The organism is Devosia albogilva (genome assembly GCF_042685625.1).
GTDB classification, from domain to species: Bacteria; Pseudomonadota; Alphaproteobacteria; order Rhizobiales; family Devosiaceae; genus Devosia; species Devosia albogilva.
This window is the reverse complement of the sequence record NZ_JBHUNP010000001.1, coordinates 551,339-578,117: the sequence shown is the minus strand read 5'-3', so window position 1 is coordinate 578,117 and position 26,779 is coordinate 551,339. Positions and strand designations below refer to the sequence as shown.

Genomic DNA, 26,779 nt, shown 5'->3' with positions numbered 1-26,779 from the left:
AGTGGGCGGGTGACGAAGGAAAGCTGGCAGGCGGATAGCAGGGAAGTCGAGGCGGTGGTGGCGGGACGCCACGCCAATCCATTCGCTTTCCTTGGCCTGCAGGAGGTCGGGGGGCAGTGGCTGCTGCGCGCCTTCATTCCGCATGCCGAGTTCGTCGATGCCTTCACTCTTGATGGACGGCCGCTTGGCCATCTGATCCCGCGTCATTCCGCTGGGTTCTTCGAGGGCAAGGTCGACGTCGACCGGCGCCAGCCGATCCGCTATCGCGCTCGCAACGCCGGTGGCGAGTGGGACGTCTATGATCCCTATTCCTTCGGACCGGTGCTCGGGCCGATGGACGACTACTACATCGGCGAAGGCAGCCATTTGCGGCTGTTCGACAAGCTCGGCGCCCACGAAATGGAGTTCGAGGGCATTCACGGCACGCATTTTGCCGTGTGGGCGCCCAACGCCCAGCGCGTCAGCGTGGTCGGGCTGTTCAACGAATGGGACGGCCGGCGGCACCCGATGCGCAACCGCAACGGGATCTGGGAGGTCTTCATTCCGGTGCTGGGGACCGGCACGCTCTACAAATACGAGATCGTCGCCCGCGACGGCACGGTGCTGCCGCTCAAGGCCGATCCGTTTGCCCGGCAGTCCGAACTGCGGCCGCGCACCGCCTCGGTCGTGCCGGACCCGACGCCGTTCACCTGGACCGACCAGCGCTACATGGAAGAGCGGGCGCTCAAGGACTGGCGGCGCACGCCTATGTCGATCTACGAGGTGCATCTGGGCAGCTGGCGACGCCGGCCCGACGGCGGCTTCCTCAGCTATGCGCAACTGGCCGAGCAGTTGGTGCCCTATGTGGCCGACATGGGTTACACCCATATCGAGCTCTTGCCGATTTCCGAACACCCGTACGATCCGAGCTGGGGCTACCAGCCGACGGGACTCTACGCGCCCACTGCGCGCTTCGGGGAGCCGGCGGATTTCGCGCGCTTCGTGAATGCGGCGCACGAGGCAGGGCTTGGCGTCATCCTCGACTGGGTGCCGGCGCACTTTCCGACGGACGCGCATGGCCTCGCCCGCTTCGACGGCACCGCGCTCTACGAGCACGAGGATCCGCGGCTCGGTTATCATCCGGACTGGAACACCGCGATCTACAATTTCGGACGCAAGGAAGTGCAGAGCTTCCTCGTCAACAACGCGCTGTACTGGCTCGAAACCTTCCACATCGACGGGCTGCGGGTCGATGCGGTGGCCTCGATGCTCTACCTGGACTACTCGCGCAATCCAGGGCAGTGGGTGCCGAACAAGCACGGCGGCAACGAAAACCTCGAGGCGGTCGAGTTCCTCAAGCGGGTGAACACCGAGGTTTATCGCCTGCACCCGGGCGCCTTCATGATCGCCGAAGAGTCGACCTCCTGGCCCGGTGTCAGCCACCCGGCCTATACCGGGGGACTCGGCTTCGGGTTCAAGTGGAACATGGGCTTCATGAACGACACGCTGCGCTACATGCGCCGCGAGCCCATCCACCGCAAGTTCCACCATCACGACCTGACCTTCGGCATGGTCTATGCGTTCAGCGAGAATTTCGTGCTGCCGCTGAGCCATGACGAGGTGGTGCATGGCAAGCGCTCGCTCTTGAACAAGATGCCGGGCGACGACTGGCAGCAGTTCGCCAACCTCAGAGCCTATTACGCCTTCATGTGGGGGCATCCGGGCAAGAAGCTCTTGTTCATGGGACAGGAATTCGCCCAACGCGAGGAGTGGTCGGAGAGTCGGCCCCTCGACTGGTGGCTGCTCGATGCCGGCATGCACGAAGGGATTCGCCGGCTGGTGGCCGATCTCAACGTCGCCTATCGCAGCCTGCCGGCGCTGCACGCGCGCGACTGCGAACCGGAAGGGTTCGAGTGGGCGATCGGCAATGATCAGCAGAACTCCGTGCTGGCTTTCGTGCGCAAGGCGCCCGGAGCCGAGCCCGTGCTGGTGATCAGCAACTTCACGCCGGTGCCGCGCGAGAATTATCGCGTGCCGCTGCCGCTGGCCGGGCGCTGGGTAGAGCGCATCAACACCGATGCCGGGTGGTATTCCGGGTCAAACACCGGCAACCAGGGCGGCGTTGCCGCGTATCCCGTGGAGGGGCGCCACTGGCCCGCCGAGGCCGAGGTGTTCCTGCCACCGCTTTCGACACTGTTCCTGAAATACGAGCCGGCCTGAACCGGCTTCGACAACCAAGCTCCCGGGGTGGAGGAGGAAAAGGACAATGGCTGACTACAGGGTACCATCGCCGCTGGCCCGCGAAACCATGGCCTATGTGCTGGCGGGTGGCCGCGGCACGCGCCTGATGGAGTTGACCGACCGGCGCGCCAAGCCTGCCGTATATTTCGGGGGCAAGTCGCGCATCATCGACTTCGCGCTGTCCAACGCACTGAACTCCGGCATTCGCCGCATCTCGGTGGCGACGCAGTATCAGGCGCACTCGCTGATCCGGCACCTGCAGCGGGGCTGGAACTTCCTCCGGACCGAGCGCAACGAGAGCTTCGACGTGCTACCGGCCTCGCAGCGGGTGAAGGAGGACATGTGGTATGCCGGCACAGCCGATGCCGTGTACCAGAACATGGACATCATCGAGGACTACGGCCCGCGCTACATCGTGATCCTGGCCGGCGACCACATCTACAAGATGGACTACGAGATCATGCTCCGCCAGCACGTGGATACGGGCGCGGACGTGACCATCGGCTGTCTCGAAGTGCCGCGCATGGAAGCTACCGGCTTCGGCGTGATGCATGTCGACGGGCGCGACCGGGTTATCGATTTCGTCGAAAAGCCGAAGGACCCGCCCGGTATTCCGGACAAGCCGGATACCGCGCTAGCGTCAATGGGTATCTATGTGTTCGAGACGCGCTTCCTGATGGAGCAGTTGCGCCGGGATGCCGCCACCGAGGGTTCCAACCGCGACTTCGGCAAGGACATCATTCCCTATATCGTCAAGAACGGCACGGCCTGGGCGCACCGGTTCACCCGCTCCTGCGTGCGCTCTAGCAAGGAAGAGGTGAGCTATTGGCGTGATGTCGGCACGATCGATGCCTACTGGAAGGCCTCGATCGATCTGACCGACATCGAGCCGCAGCTCGACCTTTATGATCGCGACTGGCCCATCTGGACCTATGCCGAGATCACCCCGCCGGCCAAGTTCGTGCACGATTATGACGGGCGGCGTGGCTCGGCGGTGAACTCGCTGGTTTCGGGCGACTGCATCATCTCGGGTGGTCATCTCACCCGCACGCTGCTGTCGACCGGCAGCCGCGTCCATTCCTATTCGGTGCTGGATGAGGCGGTGGTGCTGCCCTATTGCGATATCGGGCGCAATGCCCGGCTCAAGAAGGTGGTGATCGACCGTGGCGTCAACATCCCCGAAGGTTTGGTGGTGGGCGAGGACCCCGAGTTCGATGCCACCTGGTTCCGCCGCACCGATGATGGGGTGACGCTGATCACGCAGAACATGATCAACAAGTACCTGGCGGGACGATGATCGAAGTCCTGTCGGTCGCCTCCGAGGCGTATCCGCTGATCAAGACCGGGGGGCTGGCGGATGTCGCCGGCGCCCTGCCGTCGGCGCTGGGCCAGTGCGGCGTGACCATGCGAACCCTGGTGCCTGGCTATCCCTCGGTGATGAGCAAGCTCAGCGGCGGCCGGGTGGTGCAGGAGTTCGACGACCTGTTCGGCGCCAGCGCCAAGCTGATTGCCGGCCGGGCCGGCGGGCTCGACGTGATCGTCATTGACGCGCCGCAGTTCTACGACCGCCCGGGCAGCCCTTATGTGAGCCCCGATGGCTGGGACTGGCCGGACAACTGGAAGCGCTTCGCGGCGTTGGGCTGGGTCGCAGGCGAACTCGGCCACGGCATGATCGAAGGCTATCAGCCGCACGTCATCCACGCCCATGACTGGCAGGCGGGACTCGCCCCGGCCTACATCAAATATGGCGCGACGGATCGGGTGCGGACGGTGATGACCGTCCACAACATTGCCTTCAAGGGTTTTTTCCGGGCCGACATTTTCGAGCAATTGCGGCTGCCGCCGCAGGCCTTCGAGGTGGGCGGGGTCGAGTTCTATGGCGACATTTCCTACCTCAAGGCGGGGATGGAATGCGCCGATTTCGTCACCACCGTCAGCCCGACCTATGCCGACGAGATCCGCACGCCGGCCTTCGGCATGGGCCTCGAGGGGCTGCTGAACAACCGTGCCGCGACGGTGACCGGCATTCTCAACGGTATCGACACCGAGGCCTGGAATCCGGCGACGGACAAAGCGCTGGTGCAGACCTATTCGTCGAGCACGCTGCATCTCAGGCAAGCCAACAAACGCGCAGTGGCGGAGCGCTTCGGCCTCGATGGGGTCGATGGACCGCTGTTCTGCGTGGTCAGCCGCCTGACCGACCAGAAGGGCATGGACCTGCTGCTGCAGGTGGTCGATGGCATCGTTGATCTTGGCGGGCGCCTTGCGGTGCTCGGCTCGGGGGACGCCTATCTCGAGGACGGATTCCGCCACATGGCGGCACGGCATCCCGGCAAGGTCGGGGTGACGATCGGCTATGACGAGGCGTTGAGCCACCTGATGCAGGGCGGCAGCGACGCCATTTTGATCCCGTCTCGGTTCGAACCCTGTGGGCTCACCCAGCTTTATGGGCTGCGCTATGGCTGCGTGCCCGTGGTCAGCCGCATCGGCGGGCTGGCAGATACGGTCATCGACGCCAATCCGGCGGCGCTATCGGCCGAAGTGGCGACCGGCTTCATGTACGCGCCGGACAGCGCGCATGCGCTGTACGAGGCGGTGCGCAAAGTGGTGCGGCTCTACAAAGACACCAAGACCTGGAAGAAAATCCAACGGCGCGGGATGAAATCGGACGTCTCCTGGGAGACGAGCGCGGCGCTTTATGCCGGCATCTACGCCCAACTCACCGGACTGACGACCGATGGCCAACATCAAATCGATTAAGACGACCCCCTATCAGGACCAGAAGCCGGGCACGTCGGGACTGCGCAAGCGGGTACCCGTGTTCCAGCAGCCGAACTATGTCGAGAACTTCGTGCAGTCGATCTTCGACAGCCTCGAAGGCTTCGAGGGCCAGACGCTGGTGATCGGCGGGGACGGGCGCTACTACAACGACGTTGCCATCCAGAAGGCGATCAAGATCGCCGCGGGCAATGGCTTCGGCAAGGTGATGGTGGGGCGGGACGGGCTGCTGTCGACGCCGGCTGCGAGCCACATCATCCGCCACTACAAGGCCTTCGGCGGGCTGGTGCTGTCGGCGAGCCACAACCCGGGCGGTCCGGACGGCGACTTCGGCATCAAATACAATATCGGCAATGGCGGACCGGCGCCGGAGAAGATCACCGACGCCGCCTTTGCGCGCACCAAGGTGATCGACAGCTACAAGATGGTCGAGGCGCCCGATGTGGCGCTCGGCCATATCGGCACCCAGCGCGTGGGCGACATGGTGGTCGAGGTGATCGATCCGGTCGCCGACTATGCGGCGCTGATGGAGACGCTGTTCGACTTCACCGCCATCCGGGCGCTGTTCGCTTCGGGCTTCCGCATGCGGTTCGATGCCATGCATGCGATCACCGGCCCTTATGCGCATCGCATCCTCGAGGAGATGCTGGGTGCCCCCGAGGGTACTGTGATCAACGGCACGCCGTCGCAGGATTTCGGCGGCGGGCACCCGGATCCCAACCTCGTTTATGCGAAGGACCTCTACGACCTGCTGATGAGCCCCGACGGTCCGGATTTCGGCGCCGCCTCGGACGGAGATGGGGACCGGAACCTGATCATAGGCAAGAACAGGTTCGTCACACCTTCGGATTCGCTGGCGATCCTCGCGGCCAATGCCGCTCTGGCACCCGGCTATGCCACCGGCATTGCCGGTATCGCCCGCTCGATGCCGACCAGCGCGGCGGCGGACAAGGTCGCCGAGAAGCGCGGGCTCGAAATGCACGAGACCCCCACGGGCTGGAAGTTCTTCGGCAATCTGCTGGATGCGGGCCGGGTGACGATCTGCGGCGAGGAGAGCGCCGGCACGGGCTCGAACCATGTACGCGAAAAGGACGGGCTGTGGGCGGTGCTGCTCTGGCTCAACATCCTCGCGGCGCGCAAGCAGAGCGTCGACGAGATCGTGCGAGATCATTGGCAGACCTATGGCCGCAACTACTACACCCGGCACGACTACGAAGAGGTCGATGCTGCCGTGGCCAACACGCTGATGGACGACCTCAGGGCCAAACTGCCGGGCCTGGTCGGCCAAAGTTTCGATGACGATCTCACCGTCGCCTATGCCGACGACTTCACCTACCATGACCCGGTCGATGGATCGACCAGTTCCAAGCAAGGTATTCGCATCGGTTTTACTGATGGTTCCAGGATCGTGTTCAGGCTGTCAGGAACCGGCACTGTCGGCGCCACGTTGCGGCTCTACTTAGAACGCTACGAGGCAGCCGATGGACGACACGATCTTGACACCCAGACCGCCCTTGAACCCCTCGTCGGACTGGCCGACCGGCTCGCAGGGATCCGGGAGCGAACTGGACGTCAAAGTCCCAGTGTCATCACCTAGTGTCGTCAGGGCCGTGAAACCACAGATCGTGCCCGGTGGCGGGCGTATAGAACACCTTGGTGCCACCATCACCGAGGAAGGCGTCAACTTCGCCGTCTATTCCGAAAGCGCTTCGGCACTTTGGGTGTCCATCTTCGACGAGATGGACCAGGAGACGGACCGCTTCGAGTTCGACGTCCACCAGGACAACATCCATGCCGTGCTGGTTGCGGGCGTCGGTGCCGGCACGCGCTACGGCCTCAGGGCCGATGGCGAGTACAACCCGGACCAGGGATATTTCTTCGATCCCTGCAAGCTGCTGGTCGACCCTTATGCCAAGCGGCTCGACCGGGTGTTCGTGCGCTCGCCGCGCCTGCGCCTCGACCGATCGGAAGCGGTGGATACCGCGCCCCTCGTGCCAAAAGCCATCGTCGTCGGCGAGCGCAACGAAACCGTCATGCCGCGCAAGAAAGCGCCAGGGCTGTTCTATGAAATGAACGTGCGCGGCTTTACCATGCGGCATCCGGGCGTTCAGGGGCCGCTCCGTGGTACCATCGCGGCGCTGACCACCCAGCGGGTGATCGACCACTTCAAGTTCCTCGGCGTCGACACCATCCAGTTGATGCCAACGGCGGCATGGATCGACGAGGGGCACCTGCCGGCGCTGGGGCTCACCAATGCCTGGGGCTACAACCCCGTGGCCTATTCGGCCATCGACCCGCGGCTGGCGCCGCGCGGACCGCAGGAATTGCGGTACATGACCGACCTCTATCGCAAGAACGGCATCTCGGTGATCCTCGACGTGGTCTACAACCACACCGGCGAGGGCGATGCGCAGGGGCCGATGCTGAGCCTGATGGGGCTCGACGCCAAGACCTACTACCGGTTCGTGGAAGTCGACGGCAAACAGTTCCTCGTCAACGACACCGGCACCGGCAACACGCTGCGCTGCGATCATCCGGCGACGCAGCGGCTGGTGATCGACTCGCTGCGCTACTGGGTGGAGGAGATGGGTGTCTCCGGCTTCCGCTTCGACCTCGCGACGGTGCTCGGGCGCGATCCGGGCTTCAACCCCAACGCCGAGATGCTGAACAAGATCAAGTCCGATCCGGTGCTCAGCAAGTGCATCCTTGTCGCCGAACCCTGGGATCCGGGTCCGGGCGGTTACGGGCTCGGCCAGTTCGGCAAGGAGTTCAAGGAGCACAACGACACTTATCGCGACGAAATCCGGGAGTTCTGGCAGGGCGGCCCCGGCAAGATCGGGGCGCTCGCCGGCAAGGTGGCGGGCTCGGCGGAGATCTTCAACTTCGCCGGCCGCAAGCCGAGCCACAGCGTGAACCTCCTCGCCGTGCATGACGGCTTCACGTTGCGCGACCTCGTCACCTATGCCGAAAAGCACAACGACGCGAATGGCGAGAACAACCGCGACGGGCACAACCACAACGCGTCGTGGAACTGCGGTGTCGAGGGGGAGACCGATGATCCGGCGGTCAACGCCGCGCGCAAGCGCGACGTGCGGGCGCTCCTGGCGACGTTGTTCCTGTCGCGCGGAGTGCCGCTGGTCCAGCAGGGCGACGAAATGTATCGCACCCAGCAGGGCAACAACAACGCCTATGCCCAGGACAACGAGATCACCTGGGTGGATTGGGAAGAGGCGGACGGAGACCTCGTCAACTACGTGGCGGCGCTTAACCGTTTCCGCCGGTCGCACGAGGCGCTGACGCACGATCATTTCCTGACGGGACAGGAGCGCAACGGCGTTCGCGACGTGGTCTGGCTCCACCCCGACAATCGCGAGATGAGCGAGGGCGACTGGAGCGATCCGGCGGCTTCAGTGCTCGGAATGCACCTGCGTCACAAGGCCGACGAGGTGCTGGTGTGGTTCAACCGCCGGGTGGAGCCGGTGGTGGCGCATCTGCCCGAGGGCGAGTGGACCGTCGGCATCCAGTCCGACAACACCGCCCGGGTGCAGATCACCAATGGCACGGCAACGCTGTCGCCGCGCTCGGTGATCGTCCTGGTCAGGCCGGAGGGCGAGCGGAAGCGGTGATCGTTGCACAGCTCAGCGACATTCACGCCGACGGATCCCAGGCGCGGCTGGCGCGCCTGGACCGGGTGCTCGGATGGCTGAAGCCGCTGAAGCCCGATGCCATCATCATCAGCGGCGACCTGGCCGAAGCGGACCACGCCGAGAGCTACCGTCATGTCGCCGAGCGTCTCGATGACTTCGAGGCGCCCTTCCATGCCGTGCCGGGCAATATGGACGACCATGGAGCGCTCGTCGCCGTGTTGGGGGCGCGAATGGAGTGGACGGCGCCGCGTCCGCTCTGCGTGACGGGACAAGCGGGGCCCCTGCGGCTGATCGGGCTCGATGTAACGGTGAGCGGTGCTCACCACGGCGATGCTGCGCCGGTGCTCGGCTGGCTCAAGGAGCAACTTGCGGCCGACGAACGGCCGGTGCTGGTGTTTCAACACCAGCATCCTTTCTCATGCGGGATCGATGGCAAGGACCGCAATATCTGCTTCAACGGCGACCGGCTGGCGGGGGTGATCGAAGCCGCCGGGGACAAGGTGATCGGGCTGACCTGCGGGCATGTACACCGGCCGCTGTTCACCCGCTTTGCCGGACGCCAGGCGACCATGGCCCCCTCGGTAACCACGGCCAACCGCTTGCGGCTCGATGGACGTCAGGCGGAGATCGTTGATCCACCCGGCCTCATGATCCACCACTTTGCCGATGGGCAATTAGTCAGCCATGTGGTGATGGTGGGCTGAACTACTCGGCGGCCACGGCCGGGGTGAGACCGCCGGCCCTTTCGATGAAGGCGATGATCTGGTCGAGACTTTCCCGGCGAAGCAGGTCGGTGAACACGTAGGGGCGTCCTTCGCGAACCTTCTGCGTGTCGGACTCCATCACTTCGAGGCTTGCGCCCACATGGGGGGCGAGATCGGTGTGGGTGATGACGAGGAGATCGGAGCGCGAGATGGCCGGGCCGCCCTTGCGCGGTACTTTTTCGCCCTGTGCCACCGAGATCACGTAGATGGTCAGGTCGGCGAGGTCGGGGGAGAAGGTAGCGGCCAGGTTGTCGCCGCCGCTCTCGATCAGGACCACGTCAAGATCGGGGAAGCGGCGGTTGAGATCGGCGATGGCCGCGAGATTGAGCGAGGCGTCTTCGCGGATCGCCGTGTGTGGGCAGCCGCCGGTCTCGACCCCGACGATGCGGTCTTCCGAGATGGCCTGTACCCGCGCCAGGATCAACGCGTCTTCCTGGGTGTAGATGTCGTTGGTGACCACGGCCATGGAGTAGCGGTCGCGCATCGCCTTGAGCAGCATCTCGCACAGCGTGGTCTTGCCGGAGCCGACAGGGCCGCCGATGCCGATGCGCAGGGGGCCGTTGGGAGATTTCATAGCAACCTCATGATGGCGAGGGCGGCGAAGCCGGCCCCAAGCAGCAGGCAAAGTGGGGAATAGACGCGGCGGTCGTTGAAGCGAAAGTTGGGCTCTGGCGTGAGTGCCGCCCACCAGCCAGTGTAGCCGACGACGCCGCGACCGAGGAAAACCACCGCAAGGAACAGGCCCGCGAGGGTGAGCCAAATGCCGCCGCTGTCGTGATCGCCAAGAGCCACGCCGACCACCATGGCAACGACCAGGAAGACCGTGACGGCGAAGGTCGTCAGTCGCGACGGCATCCGCTCGATGCCGGCGGTGCCGACCACGGTCTGCGCCAGGAGCTTCTCGTCCCGTAGCGGCCAGGTCAGCCCGAACGACCAGGCAAGATGCGCCATGCTCACTGCCAGGAGGGCCAGGAACATCAGCGAGACAATGGCGGTGATCATGAGCGGAAAATTCTTGTGGTCAGGGTTTCGTGCGACATTTGCGCGATATCGGCCGCGTAGGCAACGCCGCCTATGTCGTCCGTTGTCGCAGTCGCCGCTGCTGCCGCCAATATGGCAATTGTCGGTTCCAGTGCGGCCATGATGGTGAGTCCATCGGTTTGCCCGATCGGCACCAGCCGGACACAGACCGAGACCTGCGCGTGAACCGCAGCCGTGAGCCAAGCGAGCAGCGTCGCCTGGAGGTCGATGCCGATGCGGGCGGCGGCGGCGCCAACGGCAATGGGGTAGGGGCAGGGCTGGGGCAGCGATATGGAGGCGGCTTCGGGCCAGGCGCGGAGCGCTGCAACGAAGGCATCACCGGTGATCAGCGTCTCCTCGTGCCGCTCGCGTGCCGGGGTTAGGGCGAGGCAAAGGTCAGCCAGGTCCTGCAGGGTGGTGGGGTCGGCGCTGGCGCGCCAAGCCCCGGAAAGCAGGATGGTGTCGGTGCGCAGACCGCCATGATGGAGGATGCCGCTGATCCAGTCCTCCGCAGTGGCGCGATCCTTGACCGTCCCGGTGGCGATCGCTGTTTCCAGTCCGGCCGACCAAGCGAAGGCACCGACCGGGAACGCAGGCGACAGCCAGGTCAGCAGCAATTGCAGGTCGCGGGGGCGGGTCATCGGGCGAGCAGCGCGTGACCTTGGTCAGCGTGGCCGTGGCTGTGGTACGCGCCGTGCTCGGCGAAGAACGGCTCGGTGACGAGGGTCACCGAGGCACCCAGGCCTTCGAGCATTGTCTTCAGCACATGGTCCCGCCGGATCAGCAGCCGCTCGGCCTCGAGTTGCGCCGGGGTGTGGCGGTTGCCGATGTGCCAGGCGAGACGGACGAGATGGGCTGCGTCCTGCGCTGTGATGGCGTAGAGCGGCTCGTCGGCGGCGAGGATTTCCACCACGTGCCCATCTTCGAGCAGCAGGCCGCCCCGGTGGTCGAGCGTAACCGTCGTCGGAAAATCCACCATCACTTCGGTGCCGCCGCGGCCGGTCAGCAGCTTGCGGCGCAGGCGACGTTCGTCATGGGCGAGGGTGATGCTGTCGATGGGCGTGCCGCGTCCATGGCCGGCGGGAAGGTGGGATACAGCACGATGCATCGGCAGTCCGGGCTTAGGGGGTGTTGATGATTTCGCTGCAGGTCAGCACCGGATCGGCGTCTTCCCCAAGCGTTGCGTCGTAGAGTTCGGCATCGGAGCCGCGGGTCCACCATGTCCACTGTCCCGACATATAGCGGGCGCCGGAGGCGGAGATGACCGAGGCAAAGACCAGCGGTTCGGATTCCGCTTCGACCGGCACGATGGCGAGGAAGTTCGGCGCGGCGTTGAGATAGGTGACGGCCAGCGGCGTGTCGGTGCCGCAATCATAGGTATGGGCGCGGCGTTCGAAATCGCCCTGGCTCCCGAGTGTCAGCACGAGGCCGGTTTCGGCGGCGTGCACCGGAAGTGCCAGGGCCATGAGAGCAGCAGCGGCGGCAAGACGTATCGGCATGGTTTCCTCCCTTCGGACCGCCGCAGCTAAGCGCAGTGCGGCGGCAGAAATGAGTCGTTGGGAACGCACACGGCCCTAGAACAGGAAATACCGTTGCGCCATCGGCAGCACCGTTGCCGGTTCGCAGGTCAGCAATTCACCATCGGCGCGCACTTCGTACGTCTCTGGGTCGACTTCGATGTGCGGTGTCGCCGAATTGTGGATCATCGATGCCTTGCCGATGCCACCGCGGGTGTTCTTGACCGGCACCAACTGCTTGGCGACGCCGAGGCGGTTGCGCAACCCGGCCTCGTGAGCCGCCTGCGAGATGAAGGTAACGGACGAGTTGGTCCTGAGCTTGCCGTAGCTGGCAAACATCGGCCGGTAGTGCATCGGCTGCGGTGTCGGGATGGAGGCGTTGGGGTCGCCCATGGGCGCAGCGGCAATGGAGCCGCCGAGCACTACCATCTCGGGCTTCACGCCGAAGAAGGCGGGGCTCCACAGCACCAGGTCGGCGCGCTTGCCGACTTCCACCGATCCGATGTGCTGGCTCATGCCGTGGGCGATGGCCGGGTTGATGGTGTATTTGGCTATGTAGCGACGCACGCGGACATTGTCGTTGTCGCCGGTTTCTTCCGGCAGACGCCCGCGCTGACGCTTCATCTTGTCGGCGGTCTGCCAGGTGCGGATGAGCACTTCGCCAACGCGGCCCATCGCCTGGCTGTCGGAGGAGATCACCGACAGCGCGCCAATGTCGTGGAGGATGTCCTCGGCGGCGATGGTTTCCTTGCGGATTCGCGACTCGGCAAAGGCGACGTCCTCGGGGATGGAGGGCGACAAATGGTGGCACACCATCAGCATGTCGAGGTGTTCGGCGATGGTGTTGACGGTGTATGGCCGGGTCGGATTCGTGGACGACGGAATGACGTTGGGCAGGCCGGCTACCCGCAGGATGTCGGGGGCGTGCCCGCCACCGGCGCCTTCAGTGTGGAAGGCGTGGATGGTGCGGCCCTTGAAAGCGGCGATGGTGTCCTCGACGAAGCCGCTCTCGTTGAGCGTATCGGTGTGGATCATCACCTGGACGTCGTAGTCGTCCGCCACGGCGAGACAGTTGTCAATTGCCGCCGGCGTCGTGCCCCAGTCCTCATGGAGCTTCAGGCAGGATGCGCCGGCGAGGATCATCTCCTCGAGCGGCGCAGGAACGGAGGTATTGCCCTTGCCGGCAAGGGCCAGGTTCATCGGGAACGCATCGAAGCTCTCGATCATGCGCTCGATGTGCCAGGCGCCGGTGCAGGTGGTGGCGAGCGTGCCATGAGCAGGGCCGGTTCCGCCGCCCAGCATGGTGGTGACGCCGCTCATCAACGCTTCTTCGATCTGCTGCGGCGCAATGAAGTGGATGTGGGCATCCATGCCGCCGGCGGTGAGGATGCGGCCTTCGCCCGCGATTGCCTCGGTAGAGGGGCCGATGATGATGTGGACGCCGGGCTGGGTGTCCGGGTTGCCGGCCTTGCCGATGGCGGCAATCACGCCGTCCTTGAGGCCGATATCGGCCTTGTAGATGCCGGTGTGGTCGACCACGAGCGCATTGGTGATGACGGTGTCGACGGCGCCCTCGGCCCGGGTGCGCTGCGACTGGCCCATGCCGTCGCGGATGACTTTGCCGCCGCCGAACTTCACCTCCTCGCCATAGGTGGTGAAGTCCTTCTCGACTTCGATGAAGAGCTCGGTGTCCGCAAGGCGGACCCGGTCGCCTGTGGTGGGGCCGTACATGTCGGCATAGGTGGCGCGAGATATGCGTGCGGGCATCGAGTCTCCGTGGTCGGCTGCGACCGGGGCTTCCCGATGCGACTGTGGCGCGCCGCCGGTCGGCTGGCAAGTGCGCAGGACGGCAGGTTCGCCCTCCACCTCACGCAGAGCTAACGATGCGCGTCAGTTCGCTGGCGGGGTGGTGCGGTTGCGGCGATAGGCGGTGACTGCGGCATCGATCAAGGTGTCCAGCAGCTCTTCGCCCTCGGCCACCTGCTCGTCTGCCCTTTGAGTGAGGGCGATCAGGGAGAAGGTGAGCACCTGAATGGCATAGGCGTGCTGGTCGCGGCCTTCGCGATGATGCTCGTTGCCCTGGTCACGGAAGGTGGTGAGCAGCAGATCATAGGTTTGGCGGTCGATGACCGACTTGGCCGCACTCCAGGTGGGCTGCTTGAGATTGTCCGAGAGATCGGAGGCCAAGCTTCCCATCAGCCACATCGCTGGCCCATCCTTGGAGCCGGTCTCCTGCAGGTCCTTGAGGACGGCGAAGAAACGGGACTTGAACTCGGCTTCCTTGGACATGAGGCACTCCGCTGCAAACGGCGCGCTTAGAGCATGATCACAGCGGGGACGCTACCCGGAACCGCTAGAGCTTGCCCATGACCTGCTGGCGGAAGCCATAGATGGCGCGCTCACCGGCGATCGGGATCAGCCGTACCTCGCGGGTCTGGCCGGGCTCGAACCGCACCGCCGTTCCGGCGGCTATATCGAGCCGCATGCCGCGGGTGCGTTCCCGGTCGAACCGAAGGCCCGGGTTGGTCTCGAAGAAGTGGTAGTGCGAGCCGACCTGAATGGGGCGGTCGCCGGTGTTCGCCACCTCCAGCGTCAGCACCTCGGCGCCAGCATTGAGTTCGATGTCGCCCGCGGCGGGCAGCACTTCGCCTGGGATCATTTTCAGCACCTCAGCGGATCGGTTCGTGGACGGTCACGAGCTTGGTGCCGTCGGGAAAGGTGGCTTCTACCTGCACGTCATGGATCATCTCGGCGACGCCTTCCATCACCTGCTCGCGGCTGACCACATGGGCACCGGCCTCCATCAGTTCGGCGACCGGGCGGCCGTCGCGCGCGCCTTCGACGACGAAATCGGTGATGAGGGCGATGGCTTCGGGATGGTTGAGCTTGACGCCGCGCTCCAGCCGCCGGCGCGCGACCATGGCGGCCATGGAGATCAGCAGCTTGTCTTTTTCCCGAGGAGTCAGGTTCATTGGCAGGTATCCTATAGGTGCCACATGCGGGGCAGGGCGTCCGCACCGCTGAGGTGGTCCAGAATTGGAACGATCATCCGGCGCAAGGCAAGTCCGGAGTGGGCAAGGGCGCGGATGACGAGGCGCTCGCCGATCGCGCTGGCGGCGATGGGCTGCCCGGCGGGCAGCAGTTCCCGCACCGATCGGCAGCGGCGGGCGGCGGCATCGGCGTCGAGCGCGATGTGCACCATGGTCGCGAGAGCTCGATGGCCGGCGAGCAAGGACGGGCCGTTGCGTTCGCTGATCGAGCCGCCGAGCCGGGTAGCGTCGGCATGGATCAGCCGACCCTCGCGCCGAATACGCCAGTTGTCCTTGAGCACCGCATCCATGGCGGTCTCGCCCATGGCGTCGCGACCGAGCAGGATGGCTTCCACAGCGGTGAGGGAAGCGCCGGCAGCGAGGTCGATCTCGATGCGGCGGTCGAGTCGGCTGCCGGCAAACAGAATGGTTTCCTGCGGCAGCCAGTCCAGGTGTGCGCTGGCTCCGATGCGCAGGGTAGTGGTGACCTGCGCATCGCCACCGATGGAGCGGTAGATGCGTTCGCAGGCCTGGGTGGTGAGCACTGCGTTGCCGGCAGCTGCAATATCCACCGACCAGTCAAGAACATCGCCACCTGTCAGCCCACCGGCGGTGTTGATCAGAACGGCCTCGAGCGCGTGGCCATGAGTATTGGGCAGTCGGATCTTGGCGCAGCCTTCCTGGTAGAGATTCAGGATGCGCGTGGTCTCACTGCGCTGCTGGGTAGAAAGACTGCCCGAGCCGCGGGCACGTTGCAGCAAAACGCGGCTGTCTGCCCGCTCCCGGCCAGCAACTCTTGGTTCGCTCATGCGTTCACCCCGCGAGCAAACGCTCTAATGACCATGATATTACAAGGGTTGAGAAAAATGCGTTTCAAATCTGTTGTTTCCGCCGCCGCCCTGGCTGCTTCCCTCGGTTTCGCCGGTGTTGCCCACGCTGACACCATGGTCGGTGCTCAGAACGTCACCGATGTCGACCTGCCGCGCGTGCAGGCCTATTGCGACCAGCTCGCCACGGGTATGGACGCCGACTCGCCGACTGCCGGCTCGATCGATGTGACCGAGACCGAAACTGACTCGAGCGGTGACACTTCCCAAACCACCGACGTCGACGCCAACGCCGACAACGGCAATGACGAGCCCACGCTGGATCTCGGCCAGATCACTCTCGAGAACTGCGTCGACGCTGGCCTGGTGATGGAAGGCGAAGCTACCACCACCACCACCAACTAATCTCTGGCTCTCCCATAGAGCTGCAGGTGCCCGGCCATCGTGCCGGGCATTTGTTTGTCTAGACCATGAGATGGCGCCGCACCTCCGGCAGGTCGAGGTCGCTCGCCGGGCCAGCATGGCGGATTTCGCCGCGGTCCATGACATAGATGTCGTCGGCGATCTCCCGGCAGAAATCGAGGAATTGTTCGACTAAGAGGATGGTCATGCCCTTCTCGTCCCGCAGGAACTGCAGCGCCGGGCCGATGTCCCTGATGATCGAGGGCTGGATGCCTTCGGTCGGTTCATCCAGCACCAGAACCTTGGGGCGGGTCACCAAGGCGCGGCCAATGGCGAGTTGCTGCTGCTGTCCGCCGGACAGGTCGCCGCCGCGGCGGCCGAGCATTGATTTCAGCACCGGAAACAGTTCGAAGATGTAGGGCGGGATGTTGCGCTCGCCCCGCGGTAAGCCGGCATAGCCCGTTTCGAGGTTTTCCTTCACGGTCAGCAGGGGGAAGATCTCGCGACCCTGCGGCACGTAGCCGATGCCCATGCGGGCGCGCTTGTAGGGCGGCGCTTTGCGAAGCACCGCGTCGCCGAAGGCGATATCGCCGGCGCTGATGTGATTGACGCCGGTGATGGCGCGCAGGGTGGACGACTTGCCGACGCCGTTGCGGCCGAGCACGGCAGTGATGCGGCCGGGGTGGCAGGTGATGCTGACCTCGCGTAGCGCCTGGGCGGCGCCGTAATGCAGGTCGATGGCGTTGATGGAGAGGGCCGTACTCATCGTCCGAGATACCTTTCGATCACCACGGGGTTGGCACTGACCTGTTCCAGCGTGCCCTCGGCAAGGACGGAACCTTCAGCGAGGCAGACGACACGCGAGCCGAGTTCGCGGACGAAGCTCATGTCGTGCTCGACCACCACCACGGAACGGGTCTGCGCGATGTTGCGGAGGAGCTTGGCGGTTTCCTCGGTCTCGCTGTCGGTCATGCCGGCGACCGGTTCATCGACCAGAAGGAGCTTGGGGTCTTGGGCGAGCAGCATGCCGATCTCGAGCCACTGCTTCTGGCCGTGGCTGAGGTCGGCGGCGAGATCGCCCTTGCGGTGAAGGAGCCGCACGGTTCCGAGGATCTCGGTGATGCGGTCGGTGTTCTCGCTGCTCGGCGTGTAGAACAGGGTGTGAAAGATGGTTCGGGGCTTTCGGAGGGCCAGTTCCAGATTATCCCAGACAGTGTGGCTCTCGAACACCGTGGGCTTCTGGAACTTGCGGCCGATGCCGAGGTTAGCAATCGCCGCCTCGTCGAGCTTGGTTAGATCGGTGCGGCCGTCGAACATGACTTCGCCGGCGTCGGGCCGGGTCTTGCCGGTGATGATGTCCATCATCGTGGTCTTGCCGGCGCCGTTGGGACCGATGATCGCCAGCATCTCGGCCGGGTGGACGATGATCGATAGGTTGTTGATCGCCTTGAAGCCGTCGAAGGCAACGGAGACGCCGTCGAGATAGAGCATGGTGTCCTGGGCGGTCTGCATTGCTTACTCCGCGGGTTTAGGCTGAGCGCCGCTGAAGGTCGCGGGCTCTTCGCCGCGCTCGGCGGCACGATCCTGCTGTGGCGTTGGCAGCGGGGGCTGGGTGCTGGTGGCCTGGCGGCGGGCGCTCGAGTTACGGAGTTGCGCCCACAGCCCCACGATGCCCTTGGGCAGGAACAGGGTGACGAACACGAACAGCGCGCCGAGGGCGAAGAGCCAGAATTCGGGGAAGGCGCTGGTGAACCAGGACTTGCCCATGTTGACCACGATAGCGCCGATGATGGGGCCGATCAGGGTGCCCCGGCCGCCGACAGCAGTCCAGATCACCACTTCGATCGAGTTGCCGGGCTCGAACTCGCCGGGATTGATGATGCCGACCTGCGGCACGTAGAGGGCGCCGGCGATGCCCGCCATGATGGCGGAGACGGTGAAGGCGAAGAGCTTCACGTACTCGACGCGGTAGCCGAGAAAGCGGGTACGGCTCTCGGCGTCGCGAACGGCGATCATCACCTTGCCGAGCTTGGAATTGACGATTAGCGAGCAGACGAGCACCGACAGCGCCAGAGCAATGGAGGTGGCGGCGAACAGGGCGGCGCGGGTAGTCTGGGCCTGGACCGAGGCGCCGAGGATTTCCTTGAAGTCCGTCAGGCCGTTATTGCCGCCAAAGCCCATGTCGTTGCGGAAGAAGGCCAGCAGCAGGGCGAAGGTCATCGCCTGCGTCATGATCGAAAGATAAACGCCGGTGACCCGACTCCTGAACGCAAAATAACCGAAGATGAACGCCAGCAGACCGGGGACCAACACCACCATGAGCATGGCGAACCAGAAGCTGTCGAAGCCCTGCCAGTACCAGGGCAGTTCCTTCCAGTTGAGGAAGACCATGAAGTCGGGAAGGGTCGGATTGCCGTAGACGCCGCGGGTGCCGATCTGGCGCATCAGGTACATGCCCATGGCGTAGCCGCCGAGGGCGAAGAAGGCGCCATGGCCGAGCGAGAGAATGCCGCAATAGCCCCAGACCAGGTCGAGCGCGAGGGCGAGGATGGCGTAGCTGAGATACTTGCCCATCAGCGAGACAAGGTAGGTCGGGACGTGACCGAACTGTCCGGGCGGGATCAGCAGGTTGGCCAAGGGCACGAGGACGGCGATGGCAAGGAAGATGCCGACGAGCCAGCTGGCCTTGCGGTCGAGGGCGCGGAACAGCGCTTGGGTCAGCATGGGGTGGTACTCCGCAGGTCAAGCTTCGCTCGCTCTTGAGGGGAGGGGCTGGGGGCGGGGGTGCGGATGTCGTCATGGGCTCGGGGGTGATGCGAGCATCTGCACCCCCACCCTCGATCCCTCCCCTCAGGGGGGAGGGAGGCGAAAGCACCGTCAATCAGGTTATTAAGCACCATCACTGTTCCACCGCCCGGCCCTTGAGGGCGAAGAGGCCGCGCGGGCGGCGCTGGATGAAGAGGATGATGAGGACGAGGATGAGGATCTTGCCGAGAACGGCTCCGGCATAGGGCTCGAGGAACTTGTTGGCGACGCCGAGGGTGAGGGCGCCGACCAGGGTGCCCCAGAGATTGCCGACGCCCCCGAAGACCACGACCATGAAGGAGTCGATGATGTAGTTCTGCCCGAGGTTGGGCGAGATGTTGTCGATCTGGGTGAGGGCGACGCCCGCAAGTCCGGCGATGCCGGAGCCGAGGCCGAAGGTCATGGCGTCGACGAAGGGGGTGCGGATGCCCATGGCAGAGGCCATACGTCGGTTCTGCGTCACCGCCCGCATCTGCAGTCCGAGCGGCGTGCGGTTCAGCACCAGCAGCAGCATGAAGAAGACGATCAGCGCGAAGATGACGATCCAGAAGCGGCTGTAGGTGATGGCGAGGCCGAAGAACTCGGTGGAGCCGGACATCCAGGTGGGGGCGATCACCATCTGGTTGGTCGGACCGAAGATCGACCGGACGCTCTGCTGAAGGATCAGCGACAGGCCCCAGGTGGCGAGCAGGGTTTCGAGCGGGCGCCCGTAGAGCCAGCGGATGACGCCGCGCTCGATGGCGATGCCGATGGCGCCGGTGAAGAGGAACGCCGAGGGCAGGGCGATCAGCAGCGAGTAGTCGAGGAGGCCGGGAAAGTTCTGGCGGATGAAGAGCTGAACGACCACGGTGGTGTAGGCGCCCAGCATGACCATTTCGCCGTGGGCCATGTTGATGACGCCCATCACGCCGAAGGTAATGGCGAGGCCTATGGCGGCGAGCAGCAGGACCGAGCCGAGCGAGAGGCCGAACCAGACGTTCTGCAGCGCCGCCCAGACAGCCCGTTCCTGCTCGAGGCCGGCAATGGCGGACTGGATGGTGGCCTGCAGTTCCGGCGGTGCTTCGGCGAGGGAGGCGGTGAGGATGGTGATGGCAGAGCGGCCGGCGTTCCTGGCCAAAACGGGAACTGCTGCCTGACGGTCCTCCAGACTGGCTTCAGCATCCCTCAACATGATCACGGCGCGAGCAGCCTGTATGGCGCTCAGCACGTTGGTGTCGGTTTCGGCAGCGATGGCCTCGTCGAGCAGGGGCAGGTTGGCGGGGTCGGGATTGGCGAGGAAGGACTGGGCGGCGCTGAGGCGGGTCGCGGGGTTGTCGCTCATCAGCGTCATGCCGGAGAGGGCGGCGGCGATGTCGCGGCGGAGGCCGTTGTTGACCCGGATCTTGGAGAAGTCGGCGTCCTCGGGAACAGCCAGTTCGGTGCCGGCGAGGGGATCGAGCCAGTCGCGACCCCGCTTGATAGCGACGGTGCCGCTGGCCTCATCGAAATAGAGGTCGCCACCGGCGAGTGCTTCAAGGGTCGGCACGACAACTGGGTCGCCGCTGGCCGCCAGGGTTTCGACGATAGCGGTGAGTTCGCGGAGGTTGGCGTCGCCCATGGCGGCGATTTCGGCTGCGACGTCAGTGTCTTCGGCGTGTGCTGCAGGAGCGAAGAAGAGGAGCAGCGCCACCATGATCGTGCGGAGGAGAGTCAGCATGGTGGGTCGGGTCCTTGGTTGCTCGATGGGGCTCCCCTCCCCCTTGAGGGGAGGGGTTGGGGGTGGGGGTGTCGTGCCACCCACCGGCGCTGAGTTCGCGAGGGCCACGACACCCCACCCCATCCCTCCCCTCAAGGGGGAGGGGGCCGTATCGCGTGAGAGGCAGAGGCTGTGCCTCACACTGACGGGGTGTCCTAGTTCGAGGCTACGGCGCTGCCGCAGGTCTTGGTTTCGGTGTTGTAGTTGCCGCAGCTGATCGGGGCGGTCCAATCGGCTTCGAGCATGGCGCTCTCGGGGAGGAAGTCGGACCAGGCATCGCCGGGGACGAGGTCTTCGGTTTCCCAGACCACGAAGAACTGGCCGTCGTCCTGGATTTCACCGATCAGCACCGGCTTGGTGACGTGGTGGTTCGGGAGCATCTCGGCGACGCCACCGGTCAGGTTCGGGGTTTCGAGGCCGACGATGGAGTCGATCACGGCGTCGGCTTCGGTGGAGCCGGCGGCTTCCACGGCTTTCACCCAGAGGTTGAAGCCGATGTAGTGGGCTTCCATCGGGTCGTTGGTGACGCGGTCTTCCGAGCCGATGAAGTCGTGCCAGGCCTCAATGAACTCGGCGTTCTCGGGGGTCTCGACCGACATGAAGTAGTTCCAGGCGGCAAGATGGCCGACCAGCGGGGTGGTGTCGAAGCCGGAGAGTTCTTCCTCGCCGACGGAGAAGGCGACGACCGGGATGTCCTCGGCGGCGATGCCCTGGTTGCCGAGTTCCCGGTAGAACGGCACGTTGGCGTCGCCGTTGATGGTGGAGACCACGGCGGTCTTCTTGCCCTCGGAGCCGAAGGCCTTGATGTCGGAGACGATGGTCTGCCAGTCGGAATGACCGAACGGCGTGTAGTTGATCATGATGTCTTCGGAGGCCACGCCCTTGTCGAGCAGGTACTGCTCGAGAATCTTGTTGGTGGTCTGCGGGTAGACATAGTCGGTGCCGGCGAGCACCCAGCGTTCGACGCCTTCCTCGTTCATCAGGTAGTCGACGGCCGGGATGGCCTGCTGGTTCGGGGAGGCGCCGGTGTAGAACACGTTGCGCTGGGATTCCTCGCCCTCGTACTGGACGGGGTAGAACAGCAGCGAGTTCAGTTCCTCGAACACCGGCAGCACCGACTTGCGGCACACCGAGGTCCAGCAGCCGAAGACCACGTCAACATCATCGACTTCGATCAACTGACGGGCGAGTTCGGCGGCCAGTGGCCAGTCCGAAGCAATGTCGACCACCACCGGCTCGAGCTGCTTGCCGAGCACGCCGCCCTTGGCGTTCTGCTGCTCGATCAGGAACAGCATGGTGTCCTTGAGCGTGGTTTCGGAGATGGCCATGGTGCCCGACAGGGAATGCAGGATGCCCACCTTGATGGTGTCGTCCTGCGCCATGACCGGGGTTGCGGCAAGGCTGCCGGCAAGCGCGGCAGCTAGAAGAGCGCTTTTTGCGCCGAGTGTGTTCATGAGTTCGTCCCCAAAAGACTGTTTGAGCCCCAAGACACCAGGGAGGCGTCTATGGGGGACTGTGGGACGATTTCTCCGGGGAGCCCTATACGTCGATTGACGTAACAGGGGCGCGCACAACCGCTGGCGTAAGCGCACTTCGGTGCAAAAACCGCGTGAATCCCGCGCCCGGCGTGCTAGAACGGCCTTGGCGAATTTTTGTGCACGACCGCAGGATGACCAAGAACTAGACGATGGCGCGGCAACGGATCATCCCCATCAGGCGTGAATACAATCGCTGGGTCGCCAACGAGACGCTGGAAGACTACGCACTCCGATTCACCGCCAAGTCGGCGCGGCGCTTCTCCAACGACCGCATCTCGCAGACTGCCATCGGCGCCATTTCCTTCCTGGCGCTCGAGGCGATCGGTGGCGCCATTACGCTGAGCTACGGCACCACCAATGCGATGATCGCGATCGTGGTCGCGTCGATCGCCATCCTGCTCGTCGGCCTGCCGATTGCGCGCTACGCCACCCGGCATGGCGTGGACGTCGACCTGCTCACCCGCGGCGCGAGCTTCGGCTATATCGGCTCGACCATCACCTCGCTGATCTATGCGAGCTTCACGTTCATCCTGTTCGCCATCGAAGCTTCGATCATGTCGAGTGCGCTGCAACTGGCGTTCGGCATACCGCTGTGGATCGGGCACATCATTTCGGCGCTGGTGGTGATCCCGCTGGTGACGCACGGCATCCGCATGATCAGCCGTTTCCAGTTGCTGACACAGCCCGTCTGGATCGTGCTCAATATCCTGCCGTTCTTCTTCATCGCCCTGATGGACTGGGAGAAGTTCGACCTGTGGCGGGCCTTCGGCGGCGTCGGGGCGCCGACGGGCGCGGCGGGGACAATCGCGCCGTTCGACGTGGCGGCCTTCGGCGCGGCGTCGGCAGTGATCCTGGCATTGATGACGCAGATCGGCGAACAGGTGGATTTCCTGCGCTTTCTGCCGGCGAGCGGCGCCAGCAAATGGCGGCACCGGCTGGGCATCTTCCTGGCAGGAGCAGGTTGGGTGGTGGTCGGCGCACCCAAGCTCCTGGCCGGTTCCTTCCTCGCCTTTCTCGCGCTGTCCTCCGGCGTATCGCCGGAGCATGCCTCCGAACCCGGCTACATGTATGCCGTGGCCTTCGGCTACATGATCCCGAACGAATTCGTGGCGCTGATGCTGATGGCGGTGTTCGTCGTCGTCAGCCAGCTCAAGATCAACGTCATGAACGCCTATGCCGGCTCGCTGGCCTGGTCGAACTTCTTTTCGCGCCTGACCCACAGCCATCCCGGCCGGGTGGTGTGGCTGCTGTTCAACGTCGCCATCGCGCTGTTGCTGATGGAGCTCGGCATCTACCGGCTGCTGGAGGAGACGCTCGGCATCTTCTCGATCATCGCCATGAGCTGGTTGTGCTCGATCTCGGCGGATCTGTTCGTCAACAAGCCGCTGGGGCTGGCGCCGCCCGGCATCGAGTTCAAGCGGGCGCATCTCTATGACATCAATCCGGTCGGGGTGGGCTCGATGCTGCTGGCGACCACGATCGCGCTGGTGGCGCATTTCGGTGCATTCGGGGAGATGGCGGCGGCGCTCTCGCCCTATATCGCGCTGGTGGTGTGCTTCATTGCTTCGCCGACGATCGCCTGGGCCACCAAGGGCCGGTACTACCTCGCGCGCAAGCCGCGCCGGGCCTGGCAGTCGCTGCCGACGGTGACCTGCTCGATCTGCGAGCACCCGTTCGAGCCGGAGGACATGGCCTGGTGCCCGGCCTATGCGGCGCCGATCTGTTCGCTGTGCTGCTCGCTCGATGCGCGCTGCCACGACATGTGCAAACCCAAGGCGCATTTCCGGGCGCAGACGCACGCGGTGGCGGCAACGCTGTTGCCGGACTGGGCGGTGGCGAAGCTGCAAACGCGGCTCGGGCGCTATGGCATCGCCATGGCGGTGGCGGTGGCGTTTCTCGGCGCCACGCTGGCGCTGATCTACAGCTTCGCCATCGGCTCGGCCCCCGAGACAAGTGACGTGGTCGGCGGCACGCTGGCGGTGGTGTTCTTCGTGTTCGCGGTGACGGCGGGGATCATCACCTGGTTCCTGGTGCTGGCCAATGACAGCCGCAAGGTGGCCGAGGAGGAGAGCTCGCGGCAGAACACGCTGCTGCTCAAGGAGATCGAGGCGCATGGGAAGACCGATGCGGAACTGCAGAGGGCCAAGGAGAAGGCGGAGGCGGCCAACCACGCCAAGTCCCGCTATGTGGTGGGGCTGAGCCACGAGTTGCGGACGCCGCTCAACGCGGTCATGGGCTATGCGCAGATCCTCGAGCGCGATGCGAGCCTGCCGGAGAACCGGCGCAGTTCGGTGCAGGTGATCCGCCGCAGCGCCGAGCACCTGTCGGGGCTGATCGACGGGCTGCTCGACATCTCCAAAATCGAGGCGGGACGGCTGCACGTCTATTCCAACGAGATCAACATCCAGGACTTCCTCGACCAGATCGTCGACATGTTCCGCCTGCAGGCGGCAGCCAAAGGGCTGGAATTCCGTCACTCCCGCGCCGAGGCGCTGCCGCGCTTCGTGCGGACCGACGAAAAGCGCTTGCGGCAGATTCTGGTGAACCTGCTGTCCAACGCAATCAAGTTCACCGCTAGCGGCCATGTGCGCTTCGATGTCGGATACCGCATGCAGGTCGCCACCTTCACTGTCGAGGATAGCGGCAGCGGTATTTCGGCAGAGGACCTGCCGCACATCTTCGAGCCGTTCGTACGCGGCGAGGCGGAGAAGAACCGGTTCACGCCGGGGCTGGGGCTGGGCCTGACCATCACCAAGCTGCTGACCGAGACCTTGGGCGGCGAAATCACCGTGACCAGCACTGTGGGGCAGGGGACGCGCTTCACCGCCCGGCTGATGCTGGCCAAGGTCGAGCGGCCGCGCGCCGATACTGCCGACCTACGGCGGATCACCGGCTATCGCGGGCCGCGTCGTACGGTGATGGTGGTCGACGACAATGCCGAGCATCGCGACCTGATGCGCGAACTGCTGTCGCCACTGGGCTTCACGGTGATGACGGCAGTGGACGGAGCCAATTGCCTCGAGATGGTGGATCTGGTGGCGCCCGACATCTTCTTTGTCGACATCCGCATGCCCGGGATGAGCGGCTGGGATTTGGTGAAGCTGCTGCGCGAGCGGGGTATGGCGCAGCCGATCGTGATGCTGTCGGCCAATATCGGCGACGGCGCCGGCCAGAGCAGCGATGCGGGGCACACCGACACGCTGGCGAAGCCCTTCGACCTCAAGCAGGTGCTCGACAAGCTCGGTACGCTGGTGGGGATCGAGTGGGACTATGCGGAGGATGCTGCCGAAACGGTCGCCGCCGGCCGCATCCGCTCGCCGGGTCCGGAGCACTTGCGCGATCTCGCCAGTCTCGGGCAGATCGGACATGTGCGGGGGATCGATGCGAAGCTGACGGAGCTGGCGACGGATCCCGACAACCTGCCGCTGGTGGAGGCGCTGCGGCGGCATGTCGACGCCTTCGATTTCGACGGCTATGCCGAGGTGCTGGAGCGGGTGGGCCATGAGTCGGATTGAACAGGATCAGGACATCGTCCTGCTCGTCGACGACTCGCCGGAGGCGCTGGGGTTTCTCACTACGGCGCTGGAGCAGGCGGGGGTCACGGTGCTGGTAGCGCGCAGCGGCGAGGCGGCGCTGGGCATTGCGCAGCGGGTAGCGCCCGACGTGGTGCTGATGGATGCGGTGATGCCGGGGCTCGATGGGTTCGAGACCTGCCGGCGGCTCAAGGCCATGCCGCAACTTACCCATGTGCCGGTTATCTTCATGACCGGGCTCACCGAGACCGAGCATATCGTGCATGCGCTCGAAAGCGGGGGCGTCGACTATCTGTCGAAGCCGATCAATGTCGACGAGCTCAGGGCGCGGATACGCGTGCACCTTGCCAATGCGCGGCGGGCGCAGAGTGCGCGCATCGCGCTTGATGCGGCGGGGCGGCATCTCATTGCCTTTGGGGCTGATGGCGCCGTGTTGTGGTCGACGCCGCAGGCCAACCGGCTGTTGGAGCGCTCGGGGTTCGGCGAGGGCGTGGAGGCGGAGATGAGCCGCAGCTTTGCCCTTTGGCGAGCGGGCGGGCAGGGCGAAGGCTTCGAGGTGGCTGCGGGCGGCGCCGGTCTTCACTTCAGTTATCTCGGCACCGTAGGTGGCGACGAATATCTGTTCCGCCTCGCCGGGCAGCCGGAGGCGGGGCATGAGGAGGCGCTGCGTCAGCAGTTCGGGCTCACGCAGCGCGAAAGCGAGGTGCTGGTGTGGATTTCGCGCGGCAAGTCCAACCGCGATATCGGCGATATCCTCGGGCTCAGCCCGCGCACCGTGAACAAGCACCTTGAACAGGTCTATGCCAAGCTCGGGGTGGAAAATCGCGCTTCAGCGGCGATCAAGGCGGTGCAGGCGATGGCGGCGCCGTTCGAGCTTTAGGCCCATCATCGCTCCCGTTCACAAATCGGAACTCTTGCCCACGGCCTCCGTTTACGGGCTGAACCGCCACGTCCCTGTGGTGGT

General features: G+C 64.8%; 24 protein-coding genes. 9 read left to right on the top strand and 15 right to left on the bottom strand.

The genetic code is table 11. The annotated features are described in order from the left end of the window. Window positions 1-9 precede the first annotated feature (9 nt). Genes glgB through ACFSX5_RS02915 form a run of 6 tightly spaced genes read left to right on the top strand, consistent with a single transcriptional unit; the run spans window position 10 to window position 9,349 of the window. On the top strand, window positions 10-2,199 hold the full coding sequence (gene glgB, locus ACFSX5_RS02940) for a 1,4-alpha-glucan branching protein GlgB (protein ID WP_386831616.1): 2,190 nt from the start codon (window positions 10-12) through the stop codon (window positions 2,197-2,199). Window positions 2,200-2,245: 46 nt separating this feature from the next. After that, a complete protein-coding gene (glgC, locus tag ACFSX5_RS02935; RefSeq protein ID WP_386831614.1) occupies window positions 2,246-3,517 on the top strand; it encodes a glucose-1-phosphate adenylyltransferase in 1,272 nt (423 codons plus the stop codon). Continuing rightward, window positions 3,517-4,980, top strand: a complete 1,464-nt coding sequence (gene glgA / locus ACFSX5_RS02930) for a glycogen synthase GlgA (protein WP_386835563.1) — start codon at window positions 3,517-3,519, stop codon at window positions 4,978-4,980. The genes glgC and glgA overlap by 1 nt, the downstream gene beginning before the upstream one ends. Then, window positions 4,958-6,595 carry an alpha-D-glucose phosphate-specific phosphoglucomutase gene (locus tag ACFSX5_RS02925; RefSeq protein WP_386831612.1) on the top strand — a complete coding sequence of 546 codons (1,638 nt, stop codon included), beginning with the start codon at window positions 4,958-4,960 and terminating at the stop codon, window positions 6,593-6,595. Before glgA ends, ACFSX5_RS02925 begins: the two co-directional genes overlap by 23 nt. Window positions 6,596-6,608: 13 nt before the next feature. Next, window positions 6,609-8,624: a glycogen debranching protein GlgX gene (glgX, locus tag ACFSX5_RS02920; protein WP_386831610.1), complete on the top strand. Its 2,016-nt coding sequence runs from the start codon at window positions 6,609-6,611 to the stop codon at window positions 8,622-8,624. Beyond that, window positions 8,621-9,349, top strand: a complete 729-nt coding sequence (locus ACFSX5_RS02915) for a metallophosphoesterase (protein WP_386831608.1) — start codon at window positions 8,621-8,623, stop codon at window positions 9,347-9,349. Before glgX ends, ACFSX5_RS02915 begins: the two co-directional genes overlap by 4 nt. Window position 9,350: 1 nt before the next feature. Here the strand turns inward: ACFSX5_RS02915 and ureG are convergent, their stop codons facing one another. From ureG to ACFSX5_RS02865, 10 genes are all read right to left on the bottom strand, one after another. After that, on the bottom strand, window positions 9,351-9,983 hold the full coding sequence (gene ureG, locus ACFSX5_RS02910; protein ID WP_386831606.1) for an urease accessory protein UreG: 633 nt from the start codon (window positions 9,981-9,983) through the stop codon (window positions 9,351-9,353). Next, window positions 9,980-10,411, bottom strand: coding sequence for a DUF3995 domain-containing protein (locus ACFSX5_RS02905; RefSeq protein ID WP_386831604.1), 432 nt, complete (start codon window positions 10,409-10,411; stop codon window positions 9,980-9,982). Before ACFSX5_RS02905 ends, ureG begins: the two co-directional genes overlap by 4 nt. After that, complete coding sequence (locus tag ACFSX5_RS02900) at window positions 10,408-11,070, bottom strand: urease accessory protein UreF (RefSeq protein ID WP_386831602.1); 663 nt, start codon at window positions 11,068-11,070, stop codon at window positions 10,408-10,410. The genes ACFSX5_RS02905 and ACFSX5_RS02900 overlap by 4 nt, the downstream gene beginning before the upstream one ends. Beyond that, the gene (locus ACFSX5_RS02895; RefSeq protein ID WP_386831600.1) at window positions 11,067-11,537 is read right to left on the bottom strand and encodes an urease accessory protein UreE; all 471 of its coding nucleotides are present in this window, start codon (window positions 11,535-11,537) and stop codon (window positions 11,067-11,069) included. Before ACFSX5_RS02895 ends, ACFSX5_RS02900 begins: the two co-directional genes overlap by 4 nt. Window positions 11,538-11,550: 13 nt before the next feature. Next, window positions 11,551-11,928, bottom strand: coding sequence for an MliC family protein (locus tag ACFSX5_RS02890; protein ID WP_386831598.1), 378 nt, complete (start codon window positions 11,926-11,928; stop codon window positions 11,551-11,553). Window positions 11,929-12,003: 75 nt separating this feature from the next. Continuing rightward, complete coding sequence (gene ureC / locus ACFSX5_RS02885) at window positions 12,004-13,713, bottom strand: urease subunit alpha (RefSeq protein ID WP_386831596.1); 1,710 nt, start codon at window positions 13,711-13,713, stop codon at window positions 12,004-12,006. Window positions 13,714-13,836: 123 nt separating this feature from the next. Beyond that, window positions 13,837-14,235 (bottom strand): hypothetical protein, encoded by a 399-nt coding sequence (locus ACFSX5_RS02880; protein WP_386831594.1) that lies wholly within the window; start codon window positions 14,233-14,235, stop codon window positions 13,837-13,839. A 64-nt stretch (window positions 14,236-14,299) separates the two neighbouring features. Next, window positions 14,300-14,605, bottom strand: a complete 306-nt coding sequence (locus ACFSX5_RS02875; protein ID WP_386831592.1) for an urease subunit beta — start codon at window positions 14,603-14,605, stop codon at window positions 14,300-14,302. A 10-nt stretch (window positions 14,606-14,615) separates the two neighbouring features. Further along, the gene (locus ACFSX5_RS02870; protein WP_386831591.1) at window positions 14,616-14,918 is read right to left on the bottom strand and encodes an urease subunit gamma; all 303 of its coding nucleotides are present in this window, start codon (window positions 14,916-14,918) and stop codon (window positions 14,616-14,618) included. A gap of 11 nt (window positions 14,919-14,929) precedes the next feature. Further along, window positions 14,930-15,784, bottom strand: a complete 855-nt coding sequence (locus tag ACFSX5_RS02865) for an urease accessory protein UreD (RefSeq protein ID WP_386831589.1) — start codon at window positions 15,782-15,784, stop codon at window positions 14,930-14,932. Window positions 15,785-15,841: 57 nt separating this feature from the next. On the opposite strand from ACFSX5_RS02865, the gene ACFSX5_RS02860 reads away from it, so the two are divergent. Beyond that, window positions 15,842-16,207: a hypothetical protein gene (locus ACFSX5_RS02860; protein WP_386831587.1), complete on the top strand. Its 366-nt coding sequence runs from the start codon at window positions 15,842-15,844 to the stop codon at window positions 16,205-16,207. A gap of 58 nt (window positions 16,208-16,265) precedes the next feature. Here the strand turns inward: ACFSX5_RS02860 and urtE are convergent, their stop codons facing one another. The 5 genes from urtE to urtA form a co-directional block, all read right to left on the bottom strand. Continuing rightward, window positions 16,266-16,970, bottom strand: a complete 705-nt coding sequence (gene urtE, locus ACFSX5_RS02855) for an urea ABC transporter ATP-binding subunit UrtE (protein WP_386831585.1) — start codon at window positions 16,968-16,970, stop codon at window positions 16,266-16,268. Next, a complete protein-coding gene (gene urtD / locus ACFSX5_RS02850; protein WP_386831583.1) occupies window positions 16,967-17,716 on the bottom strand; it encodes an urea ABC transporter ATP-binding protein UrtD in 750 nt (249 codons plus the stop codon). Before urtD ends, urtE begins: the two co-directional genes overlap by 4 nt. Before the next feature lie 3 nt (window positions 17,717-17,719). Next, window positions 17,720-18,928, bottom strand: coding sequence for an urea ABC transporter permease subunit UrtC (gene urtC, locus ACFSX5_RS02845; protein WP_386831581.1), 1,209 nt, complete (start codon window positions 18,926-18,928; stop codon window positions 17,720-17,722). A gap of 175 nt (window positions 18,929-19,103) precedes the next feature. Beyond that, on the bottom strand, window positions 19,104-20,681 hold the full coding sequence (urtB, locus tag ACFSX5_RS02840) for an urea ABC transporter permease subunit UrtB (protein ID WP_386835562.1): 1,578 nt from the start codon (window positions 20,679-20,681) through the stop codon (window positions 19,104-19,106). Window positions 20,682-20,899: 218 nt separating this feature from the next. Beyond that, window positions 20,900-22,198: an urea ABC transporter substrate-binding protein gene (gene urtA / locus ACFSX5_RS02835; RefSeq protein ID WP_386831578.1), complete on the bottom strand. Its 1,299-nt coding sequence runs from the start codon at window positions 22,196-22,198 to the stop codon at window positions 20,900-20,902. Window positions 22,199-22,431: 233 nt separating this feature from the next. On the opposite strand from urtA, the gene ACFSX5_RS02830 reads away from it, so the two are divergent. After that, window positions 22,432-25,797, top strand: coding sequence for a hybrid sensor histidine kinase/response regulator (locus ACFSX5_RS02830; protein WP_386831577.1), 3,366 nt, complete (start codon window positions 22,432-22,434; stop codon window positions 25,795-25,797). After that, window positions 25,784-26,695: a response regulator gene (locus ACFSX5_RS02825; protein ID WP_386831575.1), complete on the top strand. Its 912-nt coding sequence runs from the start codon at window positions 25,784-25,786 to the stop codon at window positions 26,693-26,695. The genes ACFSX5_RS02830 and ACFSX5_RS02825 overlap by 14 nt, the downstream gene beginning before the upstream one ends. Window positions 26,696-26,779 lie beyond the last annotated feature (84 nt).

Bases quoted from the DNA above. Each gene is read 5' to 3' on its own strand.
- glgC (WP_386831614.1), top strand. From the start codon at position 2,246: ATGGCTGACTACAGGGTACCATCGCCGCTGGCCCGCGAAACCATGGCC.
- ACFSX5_RS02925 (WP_386831612.1), top strand. From the start codon at position 4,958: ATGGCCAACATCAAATCGATTAAGACGACCCCCTATCAGGACCAGAAG.
- ureG (WP_386831606.1), bottom strand. From the start codon at position 9,983: ATGAAATCTCCCAACGGCCCCCTGCGCATCGGCATCGGCGGCCCTGTC.
- ACFSX5_RS02905 (WP_386831604.1), bottom strand. From the start codon at position 10,411: ATGATCACCGCCATTGTCTCGCTGATGTTCCTGGCCCTCCTGGCAGTG.
- ACFSX5_RS02900 (WP_386831602.1), bottom strand. From the start codon at position 11,070: ATGACCCGCCCCCGCGACCTGCAATTGCTGCTGACCTGGCTGTCGCCT.
- ACFSX5_RS02895 (WP_386831600.1), bottom strand. From the start codon at position 11,537: ATGCATCGTGCTGTATCCCACCTTCCCGCCGGCCATGGACGCGGCACG.
- ACFSX5_RS02890 (WP_386831598.1), bottom strand. From the start codon at position 11,928: ATGCCGATACGTCTTGCCGCCGCTGCTGCTCTCATGGCCCTGGCACTT.
- ureC (WP_386831596.1), bottom strand. From the start codon at position 13,713: ATGCCCGCACGCATATCTCGCGCCACCTATGCCGACATGTACGGCCCC.
- ACFSX5_RS02880 (WP_386831594.1), bottom strand. From the start codon at position 14,235: ATGTCCAAGGAAGCCGAGTTCAAGTCCCGTTTCTTCGCCGTCCTCAAG.
- ACFSX5_RS02875 (WP_386831592.1), bottom strand. From the start codon at position 14,605: ATGATCCCAGGCGAAGTGCTGCCCGCCGCGGGCGACATCGAACTCAAT.
- ACFSX5_RS02870 (WP_386831591.1), bottom strand. From the start codon at position 14,918: ATGAACCTGACTCCTCGGGAAAAAGACAAGCTGCTGATCTCCATGGCC.
- ACFSX5_RS02865 (WP_386831589.1), bottom strand. From the start codon at position 15,784: ATGAGCGAACCAAGAGTTGCTGGCCGGGAGCGGGCAGACAGCCGCGTT.
- ACFSX5_RS02860 (WP_386831587.1), top strand. From the start codon at position 15,842: ATGCGTTTCAAATCTGTTGTTTCCGCCGCCGCCCTGGCTGCTTCCCTC.
- urtE (WP_386831585.1), bottom strand. From the start codon at position 16,970: ATGAGTACGGCCCTCTCCATCAACGCCATCGACCTGCATTACGGCGCC.
- urtD (WP_386831583.1), bottom strand. From the start codon at position 17,716: ATGCAGACCGCCCAGGACACCATGCTCTATCTCGACGGCGTCTCCGTT.
- urtC (WP_386831581.1), bottom strand. From the start codon at position 18,928: ATGCTGACCCAAGCGCTGTTCCGCGCCCTCGACCGCAAGGCCAGCTGG.
- urtB (WP_386835562.1), bottom strand. From the start codon at position 20,681: ATGGTGGCGCTGCTCCTCTTCTTCGCTCCTGCAGCACACGCCGAAGAC.
- urtA (WP_386831578.1), bottom strand. From the start codon at position 22,198: ATGAACACACTCGGCGCAAAAAGCGCTCTTCTAGCTGCCGCGCTTGCC.
- ACFSX5_RS02830 (WP_386831577.1), top strand. From the start codon at position 22,432: ATGGCGCGGCAACGGATCATCCCCATCAGGCGTGAATACAATCGCTGG.
- ACFSX5_RS02825 (WP_386831575.1), top strand. From the start codon at position 25,784: ATGAGTCGGATTGAACAGGATCAGGACATCGTCCTGCTCGTCGACGAC.